General features: G+C 62.2%; 21 protein-coding genes. 11 read left to right on the forward strand and 10 right to left on the reverse strand.

Features of this window, described 5'->3' with window-relative positions; translation table 11 throughout:
- The first annotated feature begins 68 nt into the window (after nt 1-68).
- Nucleotides 69-1844 (forward strand): PQQ-dependent methanol/ethanol family dehydrogenase, encoded by a 1776-nt coding sequence (locus F753_RS35970; protein ID WP_023445277.1) that lies wholly within the window; start codon nt 69-71, stop codon nt 1842-1844.
- A gap of 102 nt (nt 1845-1946) precedes the next feature.
- On the opposite strand, the gene F753_RS35975 is transcribed toward F753_RS35970, so the two are convergent.
- Nucleotides 1947-2876, reverse strand: coding sequence for a helix-turn-helix domain-containing protein (locus F753_RS35975; protein ID WP_483316529.1), 930 nt, complete (start codon nt 2874-2876; stop codon nt 1947-1949).
- A 190-nt stretch (nt 2877-3066) separates the two neighbouring features.
- Here F753_RS35975 and F753_RS35980 point away from each other — a divergent pair, with 190 nt between their 5' ends.
- Nucleotides 3067-3831, forward strand: coding sequence for an SDR family NAD(P)-dependent oxidoreductase (locus F753_RS35980; RefSeq protein ID WP_023445279.1), 765 nt, complete (start codon nt 3067-3069; stop codon nt 3829-3831).
- 67 nt (nt 3832-3898) lie between these two features.
- On the opposite strand, the gene fabI is transcribed toward F753_RS35980, so the two are convergent.
- Genes fabI through F753_RS36010 form a run of 6 tightly spaced genes read right to left on the reverse strand, consistent with a single transcriptional unit; the run spans nt 3899 to nt 12146 of the window.
- Nucleotides 3899-4693, reverse strand: coding sequence for an enoyl-ACP reductase FabI (gene fabI / locus F753_RS35985; RefSeq protein ID WP_003282073.1), 795 nt, complete (start codon nt 4691-4693; stop codon nt 3899-3901).
- The gene (locus F753_RS35990; RefSeq protein ID WP_023445280.1) at nt 4674-6335 is read right to left on the reverse strand and encodes an ABC transporter ATP-binding protein; all 1662 of its coding nucleotides are present in this window, start codon (nt 6333-6335) and stop codon (nt 4674-4676) included. The genes fabI and F753_RS35990 overlap by 20 nt, the downstream gene beginning before the upstream one ends.
- Nucleotide 6336: 1 nt before the next feature.
- Complete coding sequence (locus F753_RS35995) at nt 6337-7356, reverse strand: ABC transporter permease (RefSeq protein ID WP_014820114.1); 1020 nt, start codon at nt 7354-7356, stop codon at nt 6337-6339.
- Between the two features lies 1 nt (nt 7357).
- Nucleotides 7358-8431: a microcin C ABC transporter permease YejB gene (locus F753_RS36000; protein ID WP_023445281.1), complete on the reverse strand. Its 1074-nt coding sequence runs from the start codon at nt 8429-8431 to the stop codon at nt 7358-7360.
- 2 nt (nt 8432-8433) lie between these two features.
- Nucleotides 8434-10320 (reverse strand): extracellular solute-binding protein, encoded by a 1887-nt coding sequence (locus F753_RS36005; RefSeq protein ID WP_023445282.1) that lies wholly within the window; start codon nt 10318-10320, stop codon nt 8434-8436.
- Nucleotides 10317-12146 (reverse strand): extracellular solute-binding protein, encoded by a 1830-nt coding sequence (locus F753_RS36010; RefSeq protein ID WP_023445283.1) that lies wholly within the window; start codon nt 12144-12146, stop codon nt 10317-10319. Before F753_RS36010 ends, F753_RS36005 begins: the two co-directional genes overlap by 4 nt.
- Before the next feature lie 139 nt (nt 12147-12285).
- On the opposite strand from F753_RS36010, the gene F753_RS36015 reads away from it, so the two are divergent.
- Nucleotides 12286-13737 carry an HDOD domain-containing protein gene (locus tag F753_RS36015; RefSeq protein ID WP_031297648.1) on the forward strand — a complete coding sequence of 484 codons (1452 nt, stop codon included), beginning with the start codon at nt 12286-12288 and terminating at the stop codon, nt 13735-13737.
- Between the two features lie 11 nt (nt 13738-13748).
- Here F753_RS36015 and F753_RS36020 read toward each other — a convergent pair whose 3' ends face one another.
- On the reverse strand, nt 13749-15305 hold the full coding sequence (locus F753_RS36020; protein WP_180982699.1) for a lytic transglycosylase domain-containing protein: 1557 nt from the start codon (nt 15303-15305) through the stop codon (nt 13749-13751).
- Between the two features lie 100 nt (nt 15306-15405).
- Nucleotides 15406-16185 (reverse strand): hydroxyacylglutathione hydrolase, encoded by a 780-nt coding sequence (gloB, locus tag F753_RS36025; protein ID WP_023445285.1) that lies wholly within the window; start codon nt 16183-16185, stop codon nt 15406-15408.
- Between the two features lie 109 nt (nt 16186-16294).
- On the opposite strand from gloB, the gene F753_RS36030 reads away from it, so the two are divergent.
- The 7 genes from F753_RS36030 to nudC all read left to right on the forward strand — a co-directional run bounded on the left by F753_RS36030 (nt 16295) and on the right by nudC (nt 24211).
- A complete protein-coding gene (locus F753_RS36030; protein WP_023445286.1) occupies nt 16295-17065 on the forward strand; it encodes a class I SAM-dependent methyltransferase in 771 nt (256 codons plus the stop codon).
- 38 nt (nt 17066-17103) lie between these two features.
- Nucleotides 17104-17559 (forward strand): ribonuclease HI, encoded by a 456-nt coding sequence (gene rnhA, locus F753_RS36035; protein ID WP_023445287.1) that lies wholly within the window; start codon nt 17104-17106, stop codon nt 17557-17559.
- Nucleotides 17560-17573: 14 nt separating this feature from the next.
- The gene (gene dnaQ / locus F753_RS36040) at nt 17574-18299 is read left to right on the forward strand and encodes a DNA polymerase III subunit epsilon (RefSeq protein WP_023445288.1); all 726 of its coding nucleotides are present in this window, start codon (nt 17574-17576) and stop codon (nt 18297-18299) included.
- 116 nt (nt 18300-18415) lie between these two features.
- Nucleotides 18416-20668 (forward strand): Orn/Lys/Arg family decarboxylase, encoded by a 2253-nt coding sequence (locus tag F753_RS36045; protein ID WP_023445289.1) that lies wholly within the window; start codon nt 18416-18418, stop codon nt 20666-20668.
- 180 nt (nt 20669-20848) lie between these two features.
- On the forward strand, nt 20849-21661 hold the full coding sequence (locus F753_RS36050; RefSeq protein ID WP_023445290.1) for a crotonase/enoyl-CoA hydratase family protein: 813 nt from the start codon (nt 20849-20851) through the stop codon (nt 21659-21661).
- A 37-nt stretch (nt 21662-21698) separates the two neighbouring features.
- Nucleotides 21699-23381: a FimL-related protein gene (locus F753_RS36055; RefSeq protein WP_023445291.1), complete on the forward strand. Its 1683-nt coding sequence runs from the start codon at nt 21699-21701 to the stop codon at nt 23379-23381.
- Nucleotides 23381-24211, forward strand: a complete 831-nt coding sequence (gene nudC, locus F753_RS36060; protein ID WP_023445292.1) for an NAD(+) diphosphatase — start codon at nt 23381-23383, stop codon at nt 24209-24211. The genes F753_RS36055 and nudC overlap by 1 nt, the downstream gene beginning before the upstream one ends.
- On the opposite strand, the gene F753_RS36065 is transcribed toward nudC, so the two are convergent.
- The gene (locus tag F753_RS36065) at nt 24179-24964 is read right to left on the reverse strand and encodes a TSUP family transporter (protein ID WP_023445293.1); all 786 of its coding nucleotides are present in this window, start codon (nt 24962-24964) and stop codon (nt 24179-24181) included. The two genes, nudC and F753_RS36065, sit on opposite strands and share 33 nt — an antisense overlap.
- 194 nt (nt 24965-25158) lie before the next feature.
- Between F753_RS36065 and F753_RS36070 the strand changes: the two genes are divergently transcribed.
- Nucleotides 25159-25806 (forward strand): hypothetical protein, encoded by a 648-nt coding sequence (locus tag F753_RS36070; protein ID WP_023445294.1) that lies wholly within the window; start codon nt 25159-25161, stop codon nt 25804-25806.
- Nucleotides 25807-25830: the final 24 nt, after the last annotated feature.

Genomic DNA, 25830 nt, shown 5'->3' on the forward strand with positions numbered 1-25830 from the left:
AAACCAAGAATCACCCACAGACCGGGAAAATTTCCCGGCATAACAATGAACCCGCAGAGGTAGCCGCAATGAAGCACACCGGTCTTCGCAAGCCCTTCGCCTTGACGGCGCTATGCGCCGCGGTGGCGATGTCCAGCCTGCACGCCTGGGCCGTAACCGACCAGGAAATCCTCAACGACGCCAAATCCACCGATCAGATCGTCACCAACGGTCTGGGTTTGCAGGGCCAGCGCTACAGCACGCTGGACACGTTGAACACCAATAACATCAATCAGTTGCGACCGGTTTGGGGCTTCTCTCTGGGCGGTGAAAAGCAGCGCGGTCAGGAAGCGCAGCCGCTGATCAAGGACGGCGTGATGTACATCACCGGCTCCTACTCGCGTGTATATGCACTGGACGCCCGTACCGGCAAGGAACTTTGGCAGTACGATGCCCGCCTGCCCGACGGCATCATGCCGTGCTGTGACGTGATCAACCGTGGTGTCGCGCTGTATGGCGATCTGGTGATCTTCGGCACCCTGGATGCCAAGCTGGTCGCCCTGAACAAGGACACCGGCAAGGTGGTCTGGAAGAAGACTGTCGCCGACTACAAGGCCGGTTACTCGCTGACCGCCGCACCGCTGGTAGTCAACGGCAAGCTGATCACCGGTGTTTCCGGTGGTGAATTCGGCGTGGTCGGCAAGATCGAAGCCTACGACGCGAAGAACGGTGAACTGCTGTGGACCCGTCCGACCGTGGAAGGCCACATGGGTTACGTCTGGAAGGACGGCAAGAAGGTCGAGAGCGGCATCTCCGGCGGCGAAGCCGGCAAGACCTGGCCGGGCGACCTGTGGAAGACCGGCGGTGCAGCTCCATGGCTGGGCGGCTACTACGATCCGGACACCGACTCGCTGCTGTTCGGTACCGGTAACCCGGCGCCGTGGAACTCGCACCTGCGCCCTGGCGACAACCTGTACTCGTCCTCGCGTCTGGCGCTGGACCCGAATGACGGCTCGATCAAGTGGCACTTCCAGTCCACCCCGCATGACGGCTGGGACTTCGACGGTGTCAACGAGCTGATCTCCTTCGACTACAAGGACGGCGGCAAGACCATCAAGGCTGCCGGCACCGCAGACCGTAACGGCTTCTTCTACGTGCTCGATCGCACCAACGGCAAGTTCATCCGTGGCTTCCCGTTCGTTGACAAGATCACCTGGGCCAAGGGCCTGGACAAGGCTGGCCGTCCGATCTATGACGAAGCCCACCGCCCGGGCAACCCTGCCGACGCGGACAAGGGCAAGTCGGTGTTCGTCGCACCGTCCTTCCTCGGTGGCAAGAACTGGATGCCAATGGCCTACAGCCAGGACACCGGCCTGTTCTACGTGCCGTCCAACGAGTGGGGCATGGACATCTGGAACGAAGGCGTATCCTACAAGAAGGGTGCCGCCTACCTGGGTGCCGGCTTCACCATCAAGCCGCTCAACGACGACTTCATCGGAGTGCTGCGCGCAATCGATCCGAAGACCGGCAAGGAAGTGTGGCGCTACAACAACTACGCTCCGCTGTGGGGCGGCGTGTTGGCCACCAAGGGCAATCTGGTGTTCACCGGCAACCCTGAGGGCTACCTGATGGCCTTCGACGCCAAGACCGGCAAGAAGGTCTACGAGTTCAACACCGGCTCGGGCGTCATCGGTTCTCCGGTCACCTGGGAAATGGATGGCGAGCAGTACGTTTCCGTTCTCTCCGGCTGGGGTGGTGCGGTACCGCTGTGGGGCGGCGAGGTCGCCAAGCGCGTGAAGGACTTCAACCAGGGCGGTATGGTCTGGACCTTCAAGCTGCCGAAGGATCTGGTCGCCAAGCGCTGATCAGCCTGCGTGACGCAAACCCGGCGACCGTCGGGTTTGTGCAAACAGAACCCCGGTCGTCATGGTCGGGGTTTTGTCGTTCTGGCGCCATGCAAAGGCAGCTCATGCCTGGCGATAGGCGCTGGGGGTAACGCCCACCTCGCGGCGGAATACCTGGGAGAAGTGGCTCGGGCTCGAATAACCCACTTCCAGCCCGATATCGATGACGCTGCGCTGCGTTTCGATCAGCAGCCGACGCGCCCGCGCCATGCGCAGGCCGATGAAATACTGCGACGGCGAAAGCCCGGTCGCGCGCTTGAACATCCGGCTGAAGTGGTACTCGCTCAGCTCGGCGGCTCGGGCCAGCTGCGCAAGGCTGAAATCGTCGGCCAACTGCGCATCCATCGCCTCGATGACCCGGCGCAGCTTGTAAGCCGGCAAGGCGTTGCTGCGGCGGACGACCTCTTGCCGATCCCGATAGTGACGCACGAGATGCACGGCAAGTGCCTGGGCCAGGCCGCGAACGTATAGCAGGCTGGGGTGGCGCTGGTCGATCAGCTCGTGGTGCAGCTTCTCCATCAACCAGCGAACCGTGTCGTCCTGAGCGCCGGAGACATCCCGCAAGGCAACCGCTGTGCTCTGCGGCCCAAGCAGTTCCCGGGCGGCCTGGTCGATGAGCGGCAGGCCGAGATACAGGTGCATCACCTCGAAGCGCTCACCTTCCAGCGTCTGCCAGCGCATCTCGTAGGGCTCGTGGGTATCGGTCAGGAAGAAATCGCCGGCCCTGACGGTGGCCGCGTTCCATTGCCCAGCCAGTGCACGTTCCTCGACTCGTGCCGCACCGCCCAGTACCAGCACCAGCAGCGGCTCCAACACTGCCGGTACCTGTATCGGCTCGACGATCGTGCGATGGCTGAACAGCTGCACCACCACGTCCTGCATCGGTGGCTGCTGTGCGGTCGCGCGCGCTTCACCAGGCAGGTAATGGCTCATCGACTGCGGGCTGGTTTGCCCCGCATGGGGCCGTGGCGGGGCTTGTGATGGCCGCGGCATGGCGTGCTCCTGGGAAGAATTTGAAAGCGTTCAGCGCCGAAGGTTAGCGCAGGACCCTGCGCGCCGGCAGATCACTGCTGCGCGCAAAACCGCAACAGCCAGCGCAAGCGTGCGAAAGCCCGGCCTCCGGCGATGGGAGACAGTTAACCCATCGCGCCTCGTGGCGCAGCCCGAAAGAAAGGAGAGCACCATGACTGATTCGAACCACACCGTCGTTCAGGAAGTTGCAGGCAAGGTCGCGCTGGTCACCGGCGCCGCAAGCGGCATCGGCAGGGCGATCGCCTTGTTGTTGCACGATCGGGGCGCCAAGGTCATCGCCGAAGACATCAATCCGGCTGTCGAGGAGCTCGCTCGTCCGGGACTTGTGCCGCTGCTGGCGGACATTACCAAGGATGGCGCAGCCGAACGTGCGGTCGGCCTGGCCATCGAGCATTTCGGCCGGCTGGATATCCTGGTCAACAACGCCGGCATCATCATCAACAAGCAGGTGGTGGACATGAGCCGCGAGGATTGGGAGCGCATCCAGGCGGTCAATGCCACGGCGGCGTTCCTGCATTGTCGCGAAGCGGTCAAGGCGATGATGCCCAACCGCTCAGGGGCGATCGTCAACATCGCTTCCTACGCGTCCTATTTCGCCTTCCCGACCATCGCCGCGTACACGGCCTCGAAAGGCGCGCTGGCCCAGCTGACCCGCACACTGGCGCTGGAGGCGATCGAGCATGGCATCCGGGTCAACGCCATCGGCGTAGGCGATGTGGTGACCAACATCCTCAACGACGTGGTCGAGGACGGCCCGGGCTTTCTTGCCCAGCATGGCGAAGCCGCACCCATCGGGCGCGCGGCGCAACCGGAGGAGATCGCCGAGATCGTCGCCTTTCTCGCCTCGGAGCGGGCCAGCTTCATGGTGGGCTCGGTGGTCATGGCTGATGGCGGCATGACGGTTACGGCCGGCTGAGCCGCTGCGCAGAAAAACGAACCCCGCCAGCAGGCGGGGTTCGGTGCTTACGTAGACGGGCGCGGGATCAGTCTTCCAGCGAGCCCATCGCGGTGGTGTTGAAGCCGCCGTCGACGTAGAGGATCTCACCGCTGATGCCGGAAGCCAGGTCCGAGCAGAGGAAGGCGCCGGCGTTGCCGACTTCGTCGATGGTGACGTTGCGACGCATAGGGGTCTGCTTCTCGTTGGCAGCCAGCATCTTGCGGAAGCTGGCGATGCCGGAGGCGGCCAGGGTACGGATCGGGCCGGCAGAGATGCAGTTCACGCGGGTGCCTTCCGGGCCGAGGCTGCCGGCCAGGTAGCGAACGCCGGCTTCCAGGCTGGCCTTGGCCATGCCCATGACGTTGTAGTTCGGCATGGTGCGCTCGGCACCCAGGTAGGAGAGGGTCAGCAGGCTGCCGTTGCGGCCCTTCATCATCTCGCGACCGGCCTTGGCCAGGGCGACGAAGCTGTAGGCGCTGATGTCGTGGGCGATCTTGAAGCCTTCACGGGTGGTGACTTCGGTGAAGTCGCCGTTGAGCTGGTCGCCCGGAGCAAAGCCGACCGAGTGCACGATGCAGTCCAGGCCGTCCCACTTCTTGCTCAGTTCTTCGAATACGCGCGCGATCTCTTCATCGTTGGCGACGTCGCAGGGGAAGCACAGCTCAGGGCTCGAGCCCCAACCGGAAGCGAATTCCTCGACGCGACCCTTGAGCTTGTCGCCCTGGTAGGTGAAAGCCAGTTCTGCACCTTCGCGATGCATGGCGGCGGCGATGCCGGAGGCAATCGAAAGTTTGCTGGCAACGCCGACGATCAGTACGCGCTTACCGGTGAGAAAACCCATGTGCTTGTCCCTCTTCTGGTTGTTCGGCAGTGCCGGGCGCCATGAAGGCGGATTCCAGCAGCTGCTGTGTATACGGATGTTGTGGTGCCGCAAAAATGTCAGCGGCCGCACCTTGTTCCACCACCTGGCCCTGCTTGACCACCATCATCTGGTGGCTCAGCGCCCTGACCACCGCCAGGTCATGGCTGATGAACAGGTAGGTCAGGTTGTACTTGGCCTGCAACGAGCGCAGAAGCTCTACCACCTGGCGCTGTACCGTGCGATCGAGCGCCGAGGTCGGCTCGTCGAGCAGTATCAGCGCCGGCTTCAACACCAGAGCTCGGGCAATGGCAATGCGCTGCCGTTGTCCGCCGGAAAACTCATGGGGATAGCGATGCCGGGTTTCCGGATCGAGGCCAACCTCCACAAGCGCGTCAATGATTGCCTGTTCCTGCTCCTTGGCATTGCCCATCCGGTGGATGTGCAACCCTTCGCCAATGATCTGCCCGACCGACATACGCGGGCTCAGGCTACCGAAGGGGTCCTGAAAGACCACCTGCATCTGCCGCCGCAACGGTCGTACCTGGCGCTGCGACATGCTTTGCAGCTGCTGACCCTGGAAACGGATTTCACCGCGACTACCCAGCAAGCGAAGAATAGCCAAACCAAGCGTGGACTTGCCGGAGCCGCTCTCGCCGACGATACCCAGTGTCTGCCCCTTGGGCAGGCTGAAGTTGACGCCGTCGACTGCCTTGATGTGGTCGACGGTGCGACGCAGCAAGCCCTTCTTGATCGGGAACCACACCCGCAGGTCGTCCACTTCCAGCAATGGCGCCGCTTCTTCGACCGCCACCGGACCGCCACTGGGCTCGGCCGCGAGCAGTTCCTGGGTATACGGATGCTGAGGTGCGCGGAACAGATCTTCACACAACGCCTGTTCGACGACGCGACCGCGCTGCATGACACATACGCGATGGGCAATGCGCCGAACCAGGTTGAGGTCGTGGCTGATCAGCAGCAGTGCCATGCCCAGGCGTGCCTGCAACTCCTTTAGCAGTTCGAGGATTTTCAGCTGCACGGTGACGTCGAGGGCCGTGGTCGGCTCGTCGGCGATCAGCAGTTCAGGCTCGTTGGCCAGCGCCATGGCGATGACCACCCGTTGCCGCTGGCCGCCCGACAGCTCGTGCGGGTAGGCGCGGATGCGCTTGCGCGGCTCAGGGATACCGACCAGTTCCAGCAACTCCAGGGTGCGAGCGGTTGCGGCCTTACCGCGCAGGCCCTTGTGAATCTCCAGCACCTCGTTGATCTGCTTGCCGACGGTGTGCAGCGGGTTGAGCGAGGTCATCGGCTCCTGGAAGACCATGGCGATGCGATTGCCACGGATTTTACGCATGGCCTTTTCGTCGGCCTTGAGCAAGTCCTGCCCGTGGAAGAGGATCTGCCCTTGCGGATGGCGAGCGAGCGGGTAGGGCAGCAGTCGCAGGATGGAATGAGCCGTCACGGACTTGCCCGAGCCGCTTTCGCCGACCAGGGCCAGGGTTTCGCCCTTGCGAATGTCGAATGTCACGCCTTCGACGACACGCTGGACCTGCTCGCCGGTGACGAACTCGACGGCCAGGTCGTGGACCTCGACCAGATTCTCAGCTATCGGTTGTTCGGCCATGTTATTTCCTTGGGTCGAAGGCATCGCGCGCCGCCTCCCCGATAAACACCAGCAAGGTCAGCATGATTGCAAGCACCATGAAGGCGCTGATGCCCAGCCAGGGCGCCTGCAGATTGGCCTTGCCCTGGGCGACCAGTTCACCGAGCGACGGCGAACCGGCCGGCAGACCGAAACCGAGAAAGTCCAGCGCGGTGAGCGTGCCGATGGCGCCGGTGAGGATGAACGGCATGAAGGTCATAGTGGAAACCATGGCGTTCGGCAGGATGTGGCGGAACATGATGGCGCCGTTCTGCATGCCCAGCGCACGAGCGGCGCGCACGTACTCAAGGTTGCGCCCACGGAGGAATTCGGCACGTACCACGTCCACCAGGCTCATCCAGGAGAACAGCAGCATGATGCCCAGCAGCCACCAGAAGTTCGGCTGCACGAAGCTGGCCAGAATGATCAGCAGATAGAGCACCGGCAGCCCGGACCAGATTTCCAGCAGGCGCTGACCAACCAGGTCGACCCAGCCGCCATAGAAGCCCTGCAGGGCGCCGGCGATGACGCCGATGACCGAGCTGATCAGGGTCAGGGTCAGGGCGAACAGGACCGAGATGCGAAAGCCGTAGATCACCCGGGCGAGTACATCGCGGCCCTGGTCATCGGTGCCCAGCCAGTTCTCCAGTGACGGCGGCGCGGGCGCGGGTACCTGCAGTTCGTAGTTGATGCTCGAGTAATTGAAGGGGATGACCGGCCAGACCATCCAGCCGTCCTTCTCGGCAATCAGTTCCTGAATGTACGGGCTCTTATAGTTCGCCTGCAGCGGAAACTCGCCGCCGAAGGCCGTTTCCGGATAACGCTTGAACACCGGGAAGAACCATTCGCCGTCGTAGCGCACCACGATCGGCTTGTCGTTGGCGATGATCTCCGCGCCAAGGCTGAGTACGAACAGCGCGAGGAAGATCCACAGCGACCACCAGCCACGCTTGTGTGCCTTGAACAGCGCCAGCCGGCGCTGGTTGAGGGGGGACAACTGCATCTCAGGCCTCCCTGCTTTCGAAATCGATGCGCGGGTCGACCAGGGTGTAGGTCAGGTCGCCGATCAGCTTCACCACCAGTCCGAGCAGGGTGAAGAGGAAGAGGGTGCCGAACACCACCGGATAGTCGCGGTTGATCGCCGCCTCGAAGCTGAGCAGGCCGAGCCCGTCAAGGGAGAAGATCACCTCGATCAGCAGCGAGCCGGTGAAGAACATGCCGATGAAGGCAGACGGAAAGCCGGCGATGATGATCAACATGGCATTGCGGAACACGTGGCCGTAGAGCACGCGATTCTTGCTCAGGCCCTTGGCTCGCGCCGTGATCACGTACTGCTTGTTGATCTCGTCGAGAAAGCTGTTCTTGGTCAGCAGCGTCAGCGTCGCGAAGTTGCCGATCACCAGCGCGGTGACGGGCAGGGCCAGGTGCCAGAAGTAGTCGATGATCTTGCCGGCCAGGGTCAGATCATCGAAGTTGGCCGACGTCAGTCCGCGCAACGGGAACCAGTTCCAGTAACTGCCGCCAGCGAACAGCACGATCAGCAGAATGGCGAACAGGAAAGCCGGTATGGCGTAGCCGACGATGATCGCCGAGCTGGTCCAGACGTCGAACTTGCTGCCGTGACGCGTCGCCTTGGCGATGCCCAGCGGGATCGAGGCCAGGTACATGATCAACGTGCTCCACAGACCCAGCGAGATGGAAACCGGCATCTTCTCGATGATCAGGTCGGTCACCTTGGCGTCACGGAAGAAGCTCTCGCCGAAATCCAGCCGCAGATAGTTGCTGAGCATGATCCAGAAGCGCTCTGCGGGCGGTTTGTCGAAGCCATACAGGCGCTCGATCTCGGCGATCAGCTCGGGGTCCAGACCCTGGCCACCCCGGTAGCTGGTGCCGGCGACCGCGACTTCCGAGCCACCGCCGGCGATCCGGCTGGTGGCGCCTTCGAAGCCTTCCAGCTTGGCGATTGCCTGCTCCACCGGGCCGCCGGGGGCGGCTTGGATGATGATGAAGTTGATCAGCAGGATGCCGAACAGCGTGGGGATGATCAGCAGCAGTCGGCGAACGATGTAAGCCAGCATGCTTAGCGCTCCGCCTCGCCATCACCAGCCGGAGCGGCAGCGCCAGCTTCCTCGGCCTTCTTTGCTTCGACGGGATCGGCAACCGGTAGCTTGGCGTCGGGTTTGCGCCACCAGGTCATCAGGCCGATGTCCTGCCGGGGCGTCACCTCTGGATGCGCGAGGTGATTCCAGTACGCCACTCGCCAGGTCTTTATGTGCCAGTTCGGCACTACATAATGCCCCCAGAGCAGCACACGATCGAGCGCGCGGGTGTAGGTGATCAATTCCTTGCGCGAATCGGCCCCTATCAAACCTTCCACAAGGCTGTCGACTGCCGGGTCCTTGAGACCGATGAAGTTACGGCTGCCCGGGTTGTCGGCGCTTGCCGAGTGCCAGAACTCGCGTTGCTCGTTGCCGGGCGAGTTGGATTGGCCGAAGCCGCTTACGATCATGTCGTAATCGCGCGAACGCAGCCGGTTGATGTACTGCGATACGTCGACCCGGCGAATTTCCAGATCGATGCCGAGGTCAGCGAGATTGCGCTTGTAGGGCAATAGCACGCGTTCGAACTCGGCCTGCACCAACAGGAACTCCAGCTTTACCGGTTTACCCTCGGCATCCACCATTTGGTCGTTCTCGACCTTCCATCCCGCCTCGGTCAGCAATCGGTACGCCTGGCGCTGTTGCTCGCGAATCACGCCGTTGCCTTCAGTACGAGGCAAAGCGAAAGACTTGTCGAATACCTCGTCCGGTATCTTGCCGCGCAATGGCTCAAGGATCTTGAGTTCGTCCTGATCTGGCAAATCGGAGGAGGCGAGCTCGGAATTGTCGAAATAGCTGCGAGTACGGGTATACGCGCCATTGAACAGCTGGCGATTGGTCCATTCGAAGTCGAACAGCAACCCGAGGGCTTCACGGACGCGGCGGTCTTCCAGCTGTGGTCGACGGATATTGAAGATGAAGCCCTGCATGCCGGTCGGATTATGGTTGCGGATCTCTTCCTTGATGATGCGGCCGTCCCTGACCGCATCGATGTCGTAGGCGGTCGCCCAGTTCTTCGCACTGGTTTCGAACCAGTAGTCGAAATGACCGGCCTTGAACGCTTGCAAGGCCACGGTGTTGTCGCGGTAGTAATCGAAATTGATGTGATCGAAGTTGTAGAAACCGCGATTCACCGGGAGGTCCTTGCCCCAGTAGTCCTCTACGCGCTCATAGCGGATCGAGCGGCCGGCCTGGACCTTCTCGACGCGGTATGGGCCACTGCCCAGAGGCGGTTCGAGGCTGCCCGAAGTGAATTCCTTTCCTTCCCACCAATGCTTCGGCAACACCGGCATCTGCCCGAGGATCATCGGCAGTTCGCGATTGCCAGCGTGCTTGAAATCGAAGCGCACCCGCCTCGGGCTTTCCGCTGTCACTTTCTCCACATCGGCGTAGTAGGCGCGGTATTGCGGGGCACCCTGGCTCATCAGGGTTTCGAAGGTGAACACCACATCCTCGGCCTCTACCGGCTCGCCGTCATGGAAGCGTGCCTGCGGGCGCAAGTGGAAGCGCACCCAGCTGTTGTTCGGTCCCTTTTCTATCTTTTCCGCCAGCAGGCCGTAGACGGTGAAGGGTTCGTCCAGGCTGTTGGTGGTGAGGGTGTCGTAGATCAGACCGATATCGTCGGCTGCAACGCCCTTGTTGATGAAGGGGTTGAGCGAGTCGAAGCCGCCGAAACCAGCCTGTCGCAACGTCCCACCCTTGGGAGCGTCTGGGTTGGCATATTCGAAATGCTGGAAATTGGCCGGGTACTTCGGCTTCTCGTCATACAGCGTCAGGGCATGGCGAGGAGCGGCTTCGGCGATAGCAGCGAGGCAGAGCAGCCCCAGCAGCCCGGCGCGGAGCAGCGGATGGCGCGCGCGATCATTCATTTGGTCTTCTCCAGGCTCTTCAGCCACCAGGCGCGCAAACCCAGCGTATAGGGTGGCGTGGTGACGTGGGCGAACCGATTGCGGTACGCCAGGCGGTGGTTACTGATGAACCAGTTCGGAATGGTGTAGTGGTTCCACAGCAGCACGCGGTCGATTGCGCGGGCGGCGGCGACTTGCTCGTCGCGGGTCTGCGCGGCGAGCAGCTTGTCAATCAGTTCGTCGACGATCGGATTGGCGATGCCGGCGTAGTTGCGACCGCCCTTGACGTCGACCTGACTGGAATGAAAGTACAGATACTGCTCGATCCCGGGGCTGAGGCTCTGCGCCAGCGTCATCAGAATCATGTCGTAGTCGTAGTGATCGAGGCGCTGCTTGTACTGCGCGCTATCGACGGTACGCAGGTTGGCCTGAATGCCGATGCGTGCCAGATTCTCGACGTAGGGCTGAAGGATGCGCTCGAGCCTCGGGTTGACCAGCAGGATTTCGAAGCGCAGCGGCTGTCCGGCGCTGTTCAACAGGCCGGCATCCGAGGCTTTCCAGCCCGCCTCGGCGAGCAGCTTCAGCGCATGGCGCAGGGTTTCCCGCGGAATTCCACGGCCTTCGGTCTTCGGTAGCTGGAATGGCTCGGTGAACAGTTCGGGCGGGAGCTGCTTGCGGTACGGCGAGAGCAACAGCCACTCGCCACCTTCGGGCTTGCCTGTCGCCGTGAAGTCGCTGTTGGGGTAGTAGCTTTCGCTGCGGCGGTAGGCGCCGTAGAACAGGGCACGATTGGTCCATTCGAAGTCGAACATCAGGCCGAGCGCTTCGCGCACACGATTGTCGGCGAAGGTTGCGCGGCGCCCGTTCATGAACAGCGCCTGGGTCTGGGTCGGAATCTGGTGGGGAATTTCAGCGCGAATGATGTCGCCGCGCATCACCGCCGGAAACTGGTAGCCATTGGCCCAGTTCTTCGCCTGGTGCTCGATGAAGAAGTCGAACTCGCCGACCTTGAAGGCTTCGAAGGCCACCACGCTATCGCGATAGAACTCGACCGAGACTCGGTTGAAATTGTATTTCCCCTGATTGGCCGGCAGCTTGGCGCCCCACCAGTCTCGCACTCGCTCGAAGACTACCTGCCGGCCTGGCTGCACATGCGTGATGCGGTAGGGGCCGCTGCCCAGTGGGGGTTCGAAGGTGGTCGCGCTGAAGTCTCGATTCTTCCAGTAGTGCTGTGGCAGCACAGGCAGTTCGCCGAGCCGCATGATCAGCAGCGGATTTTTCGGTTGCTCGAATACGAAACGAATGCGATGTCGGTTGAGGATGTCGACCCGCTTCACCCCCTGCAGGTTGGAGCGGTACTGGGGGTGCCCATCCTTTATCAGGGTGCGATAGGAGAAGGCGACGTCATAGGCGGTAATCGGCTTACCGTCATGAAAGCGGGCTTCCTTGCGCAGGTTGAAAACCACCCAGCTGTAGTTATCGCTGTGCTCCACTGACTCGGCAATCAGACCGTAGCTGGAGGCAGGCTCGTCGCCGGACGGGTCGTAGATGCCGGTGCCGACCATCAGCGGCTCGTTCAGCTCGCTGATGCCGTATTGCAGAAAGCCGGGCGCCGAACTCAGGCTGGTGCCCTTGAAAGTGTAGGGGTTCAGGGTGTCGAACGTCCCGGAGGCCATCAGTTTGATCTGGCCACCCTTCGGCGCGCGCGGATTCACCCAATCGAAGTGGGTGAAGTTGGCCGGATACTTAAGAGTGCCGAACTGCGCATAACCATGGCTTTCGCTGATGGTGGCGAAGGCGGGAAAGCTCAAGGCCAGGCAGGTCAGTAACGGTAGCAGGGCTCGCATCAGACGGGGAATCCGATCCTTGGCGCTTAGGGGCTTCTCGGGCCGGTACAGTAACAGCTTGTATGCGCTGGAAAAAGGCCGGGCAACTCGGGCAAACTGCCGGTCATTTCCCGTAATGGCATTGTGCAGAGGTGACCTCTTGGATGTACGTGCCCAGGGTCTTCAGGCATGGATAGACCGCCTGAATCAATCGGAGCTGCCTGCGTTGGCGTCCGTGGTCAAGGATCTGCAGCGCCTTGCCGTGCATGAACATGCTTCGGTGCAGCAACTGGCCGATGTACTGCTTCGTGATGCCTCGCTGACTTCCAAGGTGCTGAGGGTCGGCAACAGCAGCTATTACAACCCCTCCCAGGAGACCATCAAGACGATTTCTCGAGCCATCGTAATGATCGGCTTCGAGAACGTGCGCCTGATCAGTCTGTCGGTCACGCTGATCGACAGCCTGCTTGAGCGCGCCCCGAGGGAGCAGCTGCTGGAACTGCTGGCTCGTTCGTTTCACGCCGCGGTGCAAGCCCGCAACATCGCCGGCTATGTGCTTTCGCGTCACGAGGAAGAAGTATTCATTGCCGCGCTGCTCTACAACGTGGGCGAGCTGGCGTTCTGGGGCTGCGGTGGAGAGCAGGCAGATGAGCTGGCCCTGCAGCTGACGCAGCCGGGCATCAAGCCTGACGATGCAGTGCAGAGCGTGTTGGGCACCAGCTTCCGGCAGCTCAGCCTGGGTCTGGTCAGAAGCTGGAACCTGGGAGAGTTGACCAGTCTTGCGCACACTCAGGTGGCCAGCAGCGATCCGGCCGCTCGCGCGGTCGCGCTGGGCGTGCAGATCAGCGAAGCCGCACTCGGAGGCTGGGAGTGCGAGCGGATGACGTCACTGACCAGGGCCGTGGCCGAGTTCACCGGCGTGGACGAAGCTGATGCGTTGCAGCAGATACTCGCCAGCGCCGATGAAACCGTGCAGGTGGCGACCACATTCGGCGCCAGTCGCCTGGGCCGGCTCATTCCCAGTACCGATCCCGAGCAGATCCGCCTGCAGCAGGCCCAGCGTCAGGCAGCCTTGCTGCAACCGGATCTGTTGCTGATGCAACAGGCGCTGCAGGACCTGGGGCTCATGGCCTCGGGCGGCGGCGATGCCAAGTTGATTCTGGATACGCTGCTGAAGGGGCTGCACCGCGGGGTTGGCCTGGAACGTGTGATGGTGGCGGTGCTGGCCGATCAGCAGACGCGTTTCAAGGTGCGTTGCGCCGTCGGTGAAGGGACCGAGACCTGGATTCAGGGCTTCGTGCTTCCCGCTGACCAACCCGAGCAGCCGAACGTGTTCAGTTACGCACTGCGCCATCGGCAGTCGCTCTGGATGGGCGTGCCGGCAAGTTATAACTTGGCCGACCTGGTGACCCAGCCGCTGCGACAGTGGTTTGGCAATGGCATGTTCTTCATCGCACCGCTGATGGCGGGGACGCGTGAAATAGGTGTGATCTACGGCGATTGCCGGCTTTCGGGACGGGCGCTGAAACACGAACAGTTCGTCGCGTTTCAGCGCTTTACCCAGCTGACTGGACGCTGTCTGGAGTCCCTGAGCAAGCGTCCGGCTGGGTGAATGGCGGAGGGCTAGTTGGCGAGGTATAGCGTCAGCAGCTGGCCGGGGCGCAGCACGCTGGTGCCTTTCGGGTTCCAGGTCTTCAGGTTGTTCAGCTGTACGTTGAAGCGCTTGGCGATCTGGTACAGCGAGTCGCCTTTCTGCACTTTGTAATAGGTAGGCGAATTTCCCTTGCTCTGCGCTTTGGCTACTGCCGGGCCCTGCAGGAACAGCGCCTGGCCCACTTTGAGCTGGCTGCCGGAGAGCTTGTTCCAGCGCTGCAGGTCGCGTACCGAGACGCGCTGAGCCTTGGCGATGTCCCAGAGATTGTCGCCAGATTTGACCCGGTAGCTGCGCGGCGTGGCGGCCGGCTGACGCGCTACAGCGTGCAGCAACTCCCGCGAAGCGCCGGCATCACCGCTGGTTGGGAGGCTGAGGACCTGCCCGATCCGCAACGTGTCGCTCTTCAACCGGTTCACGTCGCGGATGATGTTGACGGTCAGATGATGACGGTTAGCGATGACGCCCAGGGTGTCTCCTGCGCGCACCTGATACTGCTGCCAGTCGACCAGGTCCTGCGGCTTCATCAGCGCCAGGTTGGCTGCCAGCATTTCAGCCTTTTCCATTGGCACCAGCAGCTGCTGCGGACCATCCAGGGTAATTCGGCGGGTGAAGGCAGGATTCAGCTGGTAGAGCTCGTCCTCGTCCAGGTCGGCTAGTTTGGCGACCCGCGCCAGATCCATGCGCTGCTTGAGCGCGATGACTTCGAAGTAGGGCTCGTTGGCGATCGGATTGAGATTAATGCCATAGGCCTCGGGGGCCTGGATCAATTGCGACAGGGCCAGCAGCTTCGGCACGTAGTCGCGGGTTTCCTGCGGCAATGGCAGGTTCCAGTAGTCGGTCGGCAGGCCTAGCTTCTGGTTGCGTTCGATGGCCCGGCTCACGGTGCCTTCACCCGAGTTGTAGGCAGCCAGTGCCAGCAGCCAGTCACCGTTGAACAGGCCGTGCAGGTAGCTCAGATAACGCAGGGCTGCATTGGTCGAGGCGGTGATGTCACGGCGGCCGTCGTACCAGCTTGTCTGCCGAAGATTGAAGTGCCGGCCGGTGGCGGGAATGAACTGCCAGAGCCCGACGGCATGGGCGGGCGAATAGGCGAAGGGATCGTAGGAGCTTTCGATGATCGGCAGCAAAGCCAGTTCCAGCGGCATGTCGCGCTCTTCTAGGCGCTCGACAATGTAGTGGATATAGGGGCTGCCGCGCTCGCTGGCGATTTCGATGGATCTTGGGCGACTGGAGAACAGCAGGCGCTGTTGCTCGATGCGGGGGTTGCTGTCCAGATGCTCTTGAAGCTTGTAACCCTCGCGGATTCGCTCCCAGATGTCCTGGTGTTCGGTGATGACGGGGGTGTCGTTCAGCCAGATGGGCTCTTGTGCCACAGGCGCCGTGGTGCGGCTTGCCTGATCGCGTGCATCATCACGCACGGCGTTGCTCTGACAGCCCGCTAGGGCGACGCAAACGGCTAGAGCCAACGCCCGACCAGAGGCTGCCAAGGCGTCCGGTTCGAGGCGTTTCTTGGGAGCTGGCGGCATTGGCTGGAATCTTCCCCGGAAACAAAATTCGGGGGATTCTAGGAACGCCCCCTGATGGGGTCAAGGCTGCATGCCGCGTTTCGGGAACCTGTCGACCTTGTCAGAAGGCGTCCTTCCAGGCGCGCAAAGCCGCGAAAACCGCCACATCGCCGTCTAACTGGCCGCCGCTGCGCTCGCTTGCCGCATGCTGAACGGCGGCGACACCACAACGCAGAAAAGGGTTGGTCGCGCGCTCGATATCCATTCTGCTTGGCAGGCTGAAGCGGTTCGATTCGCGCAGTTCGGTCACCTCGCGTATGCGTTTTCCAATGACCGGGTTGTCCGGTTCCACTGCCCGGGCAAAGCGCAGATTGCTCAGCGTGTATTCGTGGGTGCAGTAGACGAGGGTGCTATCCGGTGTATCGGCCAGGCGCTGCAGCGAGCGGAACATCTGCTCGGGCGTGCCTTCGAACAGACGCCCGCAGCCGGCGGCGAACAGCGTATCGCCACAGAGCAGCCAGGGCTGCACGGGGTCGGCATGGAAATAAGCGATATGGCCAAGCGTGTGGCCAGGGACGGCGATGACCTGCAAGTCCGTCCCGAGTACCTCGAGGTGCTGGCCGTCGCTCAGCGCCTCGTCGCGCGCGGGAATGTTCTCGGCCGCCGGTCCATAAACGCGCGCGCCGGTCTGTGTCTTGAGCTGTTCGACGCCGCCGACGTGGTCGTGATGGTGGTGGGTAATCAGGATGTCACTGAGCTGCCAGTCCGAGTGGTCGCGCAGCCAGTTCAGGACTGGCGTGGCATCACCGGGATCGACGGCAGCGCAGCGTTGAGTGGCCTCGTCCAGAAGCAACCAGATGTAGTTGTCGGTGAAGGCGGGCAGGGCTTCGATCTTCAACATGGGCGGGTCGCCAATTGAGTGACAAAGGCGCATCCTAGCAGTCCCATGGGAAAGTTGAACCCGAGCGAACTCAGCGCCGCGCAGATCGCGCGGCGAACGGAGCCGAGCGATGAACGATCGACCGTCCACCCAAGGCAGCGACCATTGGCTGTCCATGATCAATGAGGCGTCCGCCTGGTTCGAGGGGCCGCTGGGCCAGCAGCTGCTGGTTCAGGAGAAGCAAGTCCTGACCGAAGAGCTGGCGCGTTGTTTCGGCAGCTATCTGGTGCACAACGGTCCGTTCAGCGGCGAGCCGGTGCAACCACAGAACATCAAACGCAGCGTTCGCCTCGGTGCGCCACTGCCTGGTGTAGAGATTCATTGCGAGGAGCAGGCCTGGCCGCTCGGCGAGCATGCTGCTGATGTCGTGGTGCTGCAGCATGCATTGGATTTCAGCCTGTCGCCCCATGGGTTGTTGCGTGAAGCGGCGCGTGGCGTTCGTCCGGGCGGGCATCTGCTGATCGTCGGTATCAACCCTTGGAGTGCCTGGGGCCTGCGTCATCTGGTCTCTCGCGAGGCGTTTCGGCAGGCGCGTTGCATTCGTCCGTCAAGGGTAGGGGACTGGCTGAACCTGCTGGGATTCGCGCTGGAGAAACGTCGCTTCGGATGCTATTGTCCGCCGCTTTCTTCGAGCGACTGGCAGGCGCGGTTGTCTCGTCTGGAGTCCGTCGGGCAGCAGTTGCAGGCGCCAACTGGCGGTTTCTATCTGCTGGTCGCGCGCAAGTTGATGATCGGCCTGCGGCCCTTGCGCCAGGAGCGCCGCGAACGCATGGGCAAGCTATTGCCGATGCCCGTCGCCAAAGTCAGCCGCCGCGAAGCCGAACAACACCGACTCCCTTGACGCCCCGAGCCTGTCGGCAAACAGAGTAAGCAATCCACATGAGCGACGATTGGGTCGAGATCTACACCGACGGTGCCTGCAAGGGCAATCCCGGCCCGGGCGGCTGGGGGGCGCTACTTATTTATAAGGGCGTCAAGCGTGAGCTCTGGGGCGGCGAGCCCGACACCACCAACAACCGCATGGAGCTCATGGCGGCAATCTGCGGGTTGGCGGAGCTGAAGCGCTCGTGCAAGGTTCGTTTGGTGACCGACTCGCAGTACGTCATGCAGGGCATCAACGACTGGATGCCCAACTGGAAGAAGCGCGGCTGGAAAACGGCGAGCAAGCAGCCGGTGAAGAATGCAGACCTTTGGCAGCAGCTCGACGAGCAGGTCAACCGCCATCAGGTGAGCTGGGAGTGGGTTCGCGGTCATACCGGCCATCCCGGTAACGAGCATGCCGACCTGCTTGCGAATCGCGGCGTAGTACAGGCCAAACGACAACCGATTGTGTAAGTGAGCTAAACGATATGCGCAGCGTAGTGCTGGATACCGAAACGACCGGCATGCCGGTGACCGATGGCCACCGGATCATCGAGATTGGCTGTGTCGAAGTCATCGGCCGCCGCCTGACCGGGCGGCACTACCACGTCTATCTGCAACCTGATCGTGAAGTGGACGAGGGCGCGATTGCCGTTCACGGCATCACCAACGAGTTTCTTGTCGACAAGCCGCGTTTCCGCGACATCGCCGACGAGTTCTTCGAGTTCATCAAGGACGCGCAGCTGGTCATCCACAACGCCGCGTTCGACCTTGGCTTCATCAATAACGAGTTCGCGCTGCTCGGTCAGCAGGAGCGTGCCGAGATCACCGACCACTGCTCGGTGCTCGATACCCTGCTGATGGCTCGGGAGCGTCACCCGGGCCAGCGCAACAGCCTCGACGCCTTGTGCAAACGCTACGGCGTGGACAACTCGGGCCGCGATCTGCACGGCGCTCTGCTCGATGCCGAGATTCTCGCCGACGTCTGGCTGACCATGACCGGCGGGCAGACCAATCTGTCCCTCGCGGGTGATGGTGAAAGTTCCGACGGCGGTCGCCCCCAGCCCACGCCGATCCGCCGGCTACCCGCCGATCGGCCGCGCACTGCGGTGCTGCGCGCTACCGAAGAAGAGGTTGCCGCGCACATGGCGCGAATGGCCGCGATCGAGAAAGCCGCCGGCGCAGCTCCGCTCTGGGCTCAGCTCGAAGTCTGAATGGCTCGGCATTGCCGCCAACTTGCGACGCTGCCTCACAACCGCTCGTTTCAATGCGCTGTTCCTTTGCTGCGGACGCTTCTACCCTGTAGGTGGATCGTTCGCAGAGAGTGCGCATGTACAAAGACCTGAAATTCCCCATCCTCATCGTTCACCGTGACATAAAGGCCGATACCGTTGCCGGTGAGCGAGTGCGTGGCATCGCTTCCGAACTGGAGCGCGACGGCTTCAATATCCTGCCTACAGCAAGCTCCAACGAGGGACGAATCGTCGCCTCCACGCACCATGGGCTGGCCTGCATCCTGGTTGCGGCAGAAGGCGCCGGTGACAATCAGCGCCTGCTGCACGACGTGGTGGAACTGATCCGCGTCGCTCGTCGCCGCGCGCCGCGTCTGCCGATCTTTGCACTGGGCGAGCAGATCACCATCGAGAATGCGCCTGCCGAGGCAATGGCCGATCTCAACGAGTTGCGTGGCCTGCTTTACCTGTACGAAGACACCGTGCCGTTTCTGGCGCGCCAGGTCGCCCGGGCCGCACGCGGTTATCTAGAGGATCTGCTGCCACCGTTTTTCAGCGCGCTGGTACGCCATACCGGCGAGTCGAACTATTCCTGGCATACGCCGGGACACGGTGGGGGCGTGGCCTACCGCAAGAGTCCGGTCGGCCAGGCGTTCCACCAGTTCTTCGGTGAAAACACCTTGCGCTCGGACCTGTCGGTTTCGGTACCCGAGCTTGGCTCGTTGCTCGATCACACCGGGCCGGTAGCGGCGGCGGAAGCCCGCGCCGCACGCAACTTCGGCGCTGATCACACGTTCTTCGTGATCAATGGCACTTCGACGGCGAACAAGATCGTCTGGCATTCGATGGTCGCGCGGGACGATCTGGTGCTGGTGGATCGCAACTGCCACAAATCGATTCTGCACGCCATCATCATGACGGGCGCGATACCGCTGTACATGAGCCCGACGCGCAACGAGCTGGGCATCATCGGCCCGATTCCGCTGGAAGAATTCACCCGCGAGTCCATCCAGGCGAAGATCGCCGCCAACCCGCTGGCGCGTGGCCGGCCGCCGAAGGTCAAGCTGGCGGTGGTGACGAACTCGACCTACGACGGGCTCTGCTACAACGCCAACCTGATCAAGCGCACCCTGGCTGACAACGTAGAAGTGCTGCACTTCGACGAGGCGTGGTACGCCTACGCGGCATTCCACGAATTCTATGACGGCCGCTACGGCATGGATACGCGGGAGCAGGGCCCGCTGGTGTTCACCACCCATTCAACCCACAAGCTGCTGGCAGCGTTCAGCCAGGCCTCGATGATCCATGTGCTCGACAGCCAGACACGGCAGCTCGACCGCGATCGCTTCAACGAAGCCTTCATGATGCACATCTCCACCTCGCCGCAGTACGGCATCCTCGCATCGCTGGACGTGGCGTCGGCCATGATGGAAGGCCCGGCGGGACGCTCGTTGATTCAGGAAACCTTCGATGAGGCGCTGAGCTTTCGCCGGGCGCTGGCCAACCTGCGCCAGCACATCGATGCCGACGACTGGTGGTTCAGCATCTGGCAGCCGCCACTGGTCGACGGCGCCGAGGCGCTGGTGACCCCGGACTGGCTTCTCGAGCCAACGGCTGACTGGCATGGCTTCGGCGATATCGCCGACGATTACGTATTGCTCGACCCAATCAAGGTCACGCTCGTCACTCCGGGCCTTACCGCATCCGGCGCACTGGGTGAAAGTGGCATACCGGCGGCGCTGGTCAGCAAGTTTCTCTGGGAACGTGGTCTGGTGGTGGAAAAAACCGGGCTGTATTCGATGCTGGTGCTTTTCTCCATGGGCATCACCAAGGGCAAGTGGAGCACCCTGCTGACCGAGTTGCTGGAGTTCAAGCGTCACTACGACGCCAATATCCCGCTGGTCGAGGCCCTGCCATCGATTGCGCGCGCCGGTGCAGCGGCCTATGCGGGTATGGGGCTGCGTGATCTCTGCGATGCGCTGCATGCCTGTTATTGCGAAAACGCCACGGCGCGGGCCATGCGCAGGATGTACACGGCGTTGCCGGAGCCTGCGATGACTCCGGCCCAAGCCTATGACAAGCTGGTTCGCGGCGAGGTCGAAGCGGTGCCGATCGAGGCACTGCAGGGCCGAATCGCGGCGGTCATGCTGGTGCCGTATCCGCCGGGTATCCCGTTGATCATGCCGGGCGAGCGCTTTACCGAAGAGACTCGCTCGATTCTCGATTACCTTCGTTTCGCCCGTGATTTCGCCGAGCGTTTCCCCGGGTTCGATGCCGACGTTCATGGCCTGCAACATGAGGCAGGCGCGGATGGATGTGTGTACACCGTCGACTGTATCCGCGAAGAATGATGCGTCGATGCTCGCCACCGTCTACAACGGCATGAACAGGTCGTCTGGCGGCGTGGTCTGTATCACATCGTCTGCATCGACATTCACTCGTCGTGGTGGCAGTTGTTATAGTTGCCCGCCGTCGTACGGGTTTGCCCGCCACGGCGCTCCCCATGCGCCCTTGCTGTCGAGGATGATAGCGTGACCGAATACAATGCCTTCCGTGTAGAGTTGGCAGACAAGATTGCCCGCGTCGTGATCAATCGGCCTGAAAAGATCAATGCGATGGACGCTGCGTTCTGGTCGGAAATCATCGATATCTTCAACTGGATCGATGCAACCGACGAAGTGCGCGTAGTCGTCCTCAGTGGCGCCGGTGACCACTTCTCTTCCGGTATAGACCTGCAGATGCTGGCTTCGGTCGGCAGCCAGCTTGGCAACGACGTCGGCCGCAATGCCGAGCAGCTGCGGCGCAAGATCCTCTTTTTGCAGGCATCGTTCAATGCCGTTGACAACTGCCGCAAGCCGGTCATAGCCGCAATTCAGGGTTACTGTCTGGGCGGCGCCATCGATCTGATCTCCGCTTGCGACATGCGTTACAGCACGGCCGACGCGAAATTCTCGATCAAGGAAATCGACATGGGCATGGCGGCCGATGTCGGCACCTTGCAGCGCCTGCCTCGCATCATCGGCGATGGCATGATGCGCGAACTGGCCTTTACCGGCCGCACCATCAGCGGCGAGGAAGCGCGCAGCATCGGGCTGGTCAATCGCACCTATGCCGATCAGCAGATGCTGATGGACGCCGTGCTGGAGCTGGCCCGTGACATCGCCAGCAAATCACCGCTCGCCATTCGCGGCACCAAGGAGATGATCCGTTACATGCGCGATCACCGGGTCGACGATGGTCTCGAGTACATCGCCACCTGGAATGCGGCCATGCTGCAGTCGGCCGACATCAAGGTCGCCATCGCCGCTCATATGAGCAAACAGAAGCCGGACTTTGCCGACTGATGCGTCACCACACGTTTGCGCGGGAGGCGCACTAGGCATGGTTACTGGAGCTACTTCACTCGGTCTGGTACGTGACGAGCTGTTCGCCACCATGGAAGAAGCCGAGCAGAGCCTCGAGCATTTCATCATCGACCGCAACAACGGCGGCCTGTTGCAGCAGGCCGTGGAGAACCTCAAGCAGGTGCGCGGCACGCTCAACCTCATCGAGCTGACCGGCGCCGAGTTGCTCGCGCAAGAAATACTGCAGCTGGCTACCGACATCCCGGTCGGCGCCGGCGAGGACCGCGACGTGCAACTCGCCGCGCTGAGCAACGCGCTCTACGTGCTGCGGCGTTATCTGGAAAGCGTCGATGCCAGCCGCCAGGAAATCCCCGAGCTGCTGCTTCCAGCCATCAACGCGCTGCGCCAGGCGTGCGCGCAGCCGCCGTTGCCGGAAAGTTTCTTTTTCAGCGTCCGGCTCGACCATGCCCGTCCTGCGTTGGACGTGCCGGTTCGTTCGGGAGCCGCGCCAGTTGCCGAGGCCCGACGGCTGCGTCAGATGTATCAGGTCGGGTTGCTCGGCTTCATTCGTGAAGAGAATCTGCCAGCCAGCCTGAAACTCATGGGCCGCGCTTTGACGCGGCTGGATCATCTCTTCGTCGAGTCGCCAGCCGGTCGGCTGTGCTGGATCGGTAGCGCCGCTGTCGAATCGCAACTGGACGGCCAGCTATTGCCGCGCAAGTCGCGCAAGCAGCTGTTTTCTCGTCTGGACCGGGAACTCAAGCAGGTCATTGGCAACCCTGCATACGAGGCGCCACGCAGCCTGCTCAAAGAGCTGCTATACGTGGTCGCGCTGGCGGACACCCATGGGCCTATCGCCAGCCAGGTCCGTCAGGTGTTCTCGCTGGGTTCGCTGCCGTTCACCGACCACCTGCTGGAAGATGAATCCCAGCGCCTGGCCGGCCCGGGCCAAGCCGTCATGCGTTCGCTGTCCTCGGCGATCCGTGAGGAACTGGCGAGCTTGAAGGATCTGCTGGATCTGATCGAGCGAGGTACCGCCCAGGCGGAAGCCTACTCGAACCTGCATAACCTGCTCGGGAAGATGGCCAAGACCCTCGGCATGGTTGGCCTTTCATCTGCGGCCAGCACGCTGCAGGCGCAGCTGGGCGACGTGTCTGGCTGGAGCCTGGAGCATGCGCCGGAACCGCATGTCATCCAGCGTCTCGCCGATGCCGTGCTGTATGTCGAGAGCATGGTCGCCAGCCTCGAGCGTGGCGATCGACGCGATACCAAGCCTCAGGTCGCCCGACCCGGAATGGAAGCGGAAGCCTTTGCCAATCACCAGCTCACCGAAGCGTGCATCGTGGTAATCGATGAGGCGACCGCAGGCCTGGCGCTGGCCAAGCGTGCGATCACCGCTTATCTCGAGTCCAACGGGGAGAAATTGCACCTGGCCAACGTGCCGTTCAGCCTGCAGGCCGTGCGCGGCGGTCTGCGTTTCCTCGAGCAGGAGCGCGCGGCGGATCTGATCGGCGCCTGCGCTGATTTCATTCAAAAGCACATGCTCGAATCGAACCAGATGCCTCCTGAGCAACTGCTGGAAACTCTGGCCGATGCGCTGACCAGCCTGGAGTACTACCTTGAAGGTGGTGCGGTATTGCGACGTGACGACTCTCGCGTGAGCGTGCTTGATCTGGCCAGCGAGAGCGTGCGCGCGCTGGGCATGCCGGTAGCCGCCTGATGAGCTTGCGCTGGCAGGCGGCGCTGCTCGATCCCTCGATGGCAGGAGGCTGGGCGGTGGTGCATTGTCGACAGCAGTTTCTGCTCGATGGCAACGGTGCGCTCTTTCCGCGGGACTGGCTCAAGCGCCTGGATTTGCCGCTGCTCAGCGAACAGGGTCTGGGGCACTTCGACGGAGAGCCGGTGTTTCTTTTCGAACTGGACTTTCCGGCCGATGTGCCAGGCGCGCGCTGGCAGGGCCTGCGCCAGTTCATGCAGGAGGACGATCGCGATCTGTTCCGGCTCCTCGGCTATGCCACGCAGATCGGTACCTGGGTCAGCCAGCATCGTTTCTGTGGCAGCTGTGGCTCGCCCATGCAGGCGCGAGCCGGTGAGCGTGCCATGTACTGTCCAGCCTGTGGAGTTCAGCACTACCCGCGGCTTTCACCGAGCATGATCGTCCTGGTCACCCGTGGAGATGAACTGTTGCTGGCGCGCTCACCGCGTTTCGCGGCTGGTGTCTACAGCACGCTGGCCGGTTATGTTGAGCCGGGTGAGTCGGTGGAGCAGTGCGTCGCACGCGAGGTAAGAGAAGAAGTCGGTGTGGCCATTCATGCGCCGCAGTACATCGCCAGCCAGGGCTGGCCGTTTCCCCATTCCCTCATGCTCGGGTTCCACGCGGAATATGCCGGTGGCGATATCGTGCTGCAGCCCGAGGAAATCGAGGATGCCCGTTGGTTCGCCATCGACAACCTGCCGGCGTTGCCCGCGCGCCAATCCATCGCGCGCTATCTGATCGAGCTTTATCTGGCCCGTCGGCTAGGCCACCCCGAACCAGTGTTGCCAGGCTAGCCGCAGACTCATCGCCAGTACTACCAGAATGAATACCGGACGGATGAACCGCGAGCCACCGCGGATCGCCGTGCGCGCGCCGAAGTAGGCCCCTGCCATCAAGGCCAGCCCCATCCCAATGCCCAGCACCCAGGCGACGTGACCGCCGATTATGAATACTGCAAGCGCCATGGCATTGCTGACGAAATTCATCGTCCGCGCCACGCCGCTCGCTCTCAGCAGGTCGAGTGGGTAGAGCAGCATGCTGCTGACCGTCCAGAAGGCGCCGGTTCCCGGGCCGGCTACGCCGTCGTAAAAGCCCAGTGAAAGGCTCTGTGGCCATTGGCGTCTGCGGCCGATGGCCACTGCATCGCTGGCTGATTTGGCCGGCATATGGCTGAAGAGCAGATAGATCCCGCAGGCAGAAACCACCAGCGGCAACAGCTGGTTAAGCCAGCTTGCCGGCATGAATTGCGCGACTACTGCGCCAACTGCGGCGCCGATCGCCGTGCCCGTGAGCGCTCGTCGCCACAGGACCGGCTCGAATAGTCGGCGGCGATAGAAGGTGTAGCTGGCCGTCGCCGAGCCGAAGGTAGCGCACAGCTTGTTGGTACCCAGCACAAGATGTGGCGGCAGCCCCGCAGTCAGCAACGCGGGGATAGTCAGCAGTCCGCCGCCGCCAGCGATGGCGTCGATGAACCCGGCAGTGAAAGCTACGGCGAACAGAATCACCAAGGTGGCAGGATCGAGCGCGAGCTCAAGTGCGAAGGGCATGCAGGCCTCAATAGGCAGAACGGCAGCGGAGGATAATGCGACTGGCCACGTCGGCGAAAGAGCTTGCTCGTATGACCGAGATCCACGTCCTGATAGACAAGTGTGTCAGCGCGTGATGGCCGTCCCATGCAGATGCTGGCTGCTCTGACTGCTCCTGCGGATAATGTCGCACCCAATTGAAAGGACGCATGGTTATGCAATATCTCGGGCTTGCGATCGTGATCGCACTGCTGGCTGTGATCGTATTGCTGGTCGCGCTGCGCTTGCTACTGGGGGGGCACTGGCTGATGGGATGGTTGCGCGGGACTTGCGGCTTTTTGGTCCTGCTGTTCGCCGGATTGATTGGCCTGATTGGCTACGACGTCAGCACCTACGCTGCGCTGCCTGACAAGAAGCCGCTGGTCACTGTGAGTTTCCATGCCCAGGGTCCGCAGCGTTACGAAGTCAGCCTGGAACAGGGCAACGAGACGCGAACGGTGATGCTGGAAGGCGATCTATGGCAGCTCGATCTCCATCTGCTTCGCTGGAAGAGCCTGGCTGAGCTGATAGGTCTGGAGTCAGGGTATCGACTGGAGCGGCTTTCCGGGCGATATCTCGCCGTGGAGCAACAGAACCTCGCCCGCCATGGTCGCGTTGTACTGAGCGAGAACCTTCTGGGCGTGGATATATGGGATGCGCTTCAGCTCGAGCGCCGCGATCTGCACTTCCTTGAACCGCAAGTGCTTCGTGTCGAGTACATGCCAATCGCCGATGGGGCCGTCTATGCCGTGGAACTGGCGCCTACGGGGCTACTAGCGAAACCGGTGAATGCCGCTGCGACCGAGGCACTGAAGAACTGGTAAGCGTGGGCAAACAAAAAAGGGAGC

The organism is Stutzerimonas chloritidismutans AW-1 (genome assembly GCF_000495915.1).
In the GTDB taxonomy this organism is placed as follows: domain Bacteria; phylum Pseudomonadota; class Gammaproteobacteria; order Pseudomonadales; family Pseudomonadaceae; genus Stutzerimonas; species Stutzerimonas chloritidismutans.

Bases quoted from the DNA above. Each gene is read 5' to 3' on its own strand.
- F753_RS36045 (WP_023445289.1), top strand. From the start codon at position 18,416: ATGTACAAAGACCTGAAATTCCCCATCCTCATCGTTCACCGTGACATA.
- F753_RS36070 (WP_023445294.1), top strand. From the start codon at position 25,159: ATGCAATATCTCGGGCTTGCGATCGTGATCGCACTGCTGGCTGTGATC.
- F753_RS36020 (WP_180982699.1), bottom strand. From the start codon at position 15,305: ATGCCGCCAGCTCCCAAGAAACGCCTCGAACCGGACGCCTTGGCAGCC.
- F753_RS36000 (WP_023445281.1), bottom strand. From the start codon at position 8,431: ATGCTGGCTTACATCGTTCGCCGACTGCTGCTGATCATCCCCACGCTG.
- rnhA (WP_023445287.1), top strand. From the start codon at position 17,104: ATGAGCGACGATTGGGTCGAGATCTACACCGACGGTGCCTGCAAGGGC.
- F753_RS36030 (WP_023445286.1), top strand. From the start codon at position 16,295: ATGAACGATCGACCGTCCACCCAAGGCAGCGACCATTGGCTGTCCATG.
- gloB (WP_023445285.1), bottom strand. From the start codon at position 16,185: ATGTTGAAGATCGAAGCCCTGCCCGCCTTCACCGACAACTACATCTGG.
- F753_RS35995 (WP_014820114.1), bottom strand. From the start codon at position 7,356: ATGCAGTTGTCCCCCCTCAACCAGCGCCGGCTGGCGCTGTTCAAGGCA.
- F753_RS36065 (WP_023445293.1), bottom strand. From the start codon at position 24,964: ATGCCCTTCGCACTTGAGCTCGCGCTCGATCCTGCCACCTTGGTGATT.
- F753_RS36005 (WP_023445282.1), bottom strand. From the start codon at position 10,320: ATGAATGATCGCGCGCGCCATCCGCTGCTCCGCGCCGGGCTGCTGGGG.
- F753_RS35975 (WP_483316529.1), bottom strand. From the start codon at position 2,876: ATGCCGCGGCCATCACAAGCCCCGCCACGGCCCCATGCGGGGCAAACC.
- nudC (WP_023445292.1), top strand. From the start codon at position 23,381: ATGAGCTTGCGCTGGCAGGCGGCGCTGCTCGATCCCTCGATGGCAGGA.
- F753_RS35980 (WP_023445279.1), top strand. From the start codon at position 3,067: ATGACTGATTCGAACCACACCGTCGTTCAGGAAGTTGCAGGCAAGGTC.
- F753_RS36010 (WP_023445283.1), bottom strand. From the start codon at position 12,146: ATGCGAGCCCTGCTACCGTTACTGACCTGCCTGGCCTTGAGCTTTCCC.
- fabI (WP_003282073.1), bottom strand. From the start codon at position 4,693: ATGGGTTTTCTCACCGGTAAGCGCGTACTGATCGTCGGCGTTGCCAGC.
- dnaQ (WP_023445288.1), top strand. From the start codon at position 17,574: ATGCGCAGCGTAGTGCTGGATACCGAAACGACCGGCATGCCGGTGACC.
- F753_RS36055 (WP_023445291.1), top strand. From the start codon at position 21,699: ATGGTTACTGGAGCTACTTCACTCGGTCTGGTACGTGACGAGCTGTTC.
- F753_RS35970 (WP_023445277.1), top strand. From the start codon at position 69: ATGAAGCACACCGGTCTTCGCAAGCCCTTCGCCTTGACGGCGCTATGC.
- F753_RS35990 (WP_023445280.1), bottom strand. From the start codon at position 6,335: ATGGCCGAACAACCGATAGCTGAGAATCTGGTCGAGGTCCACGACCTG.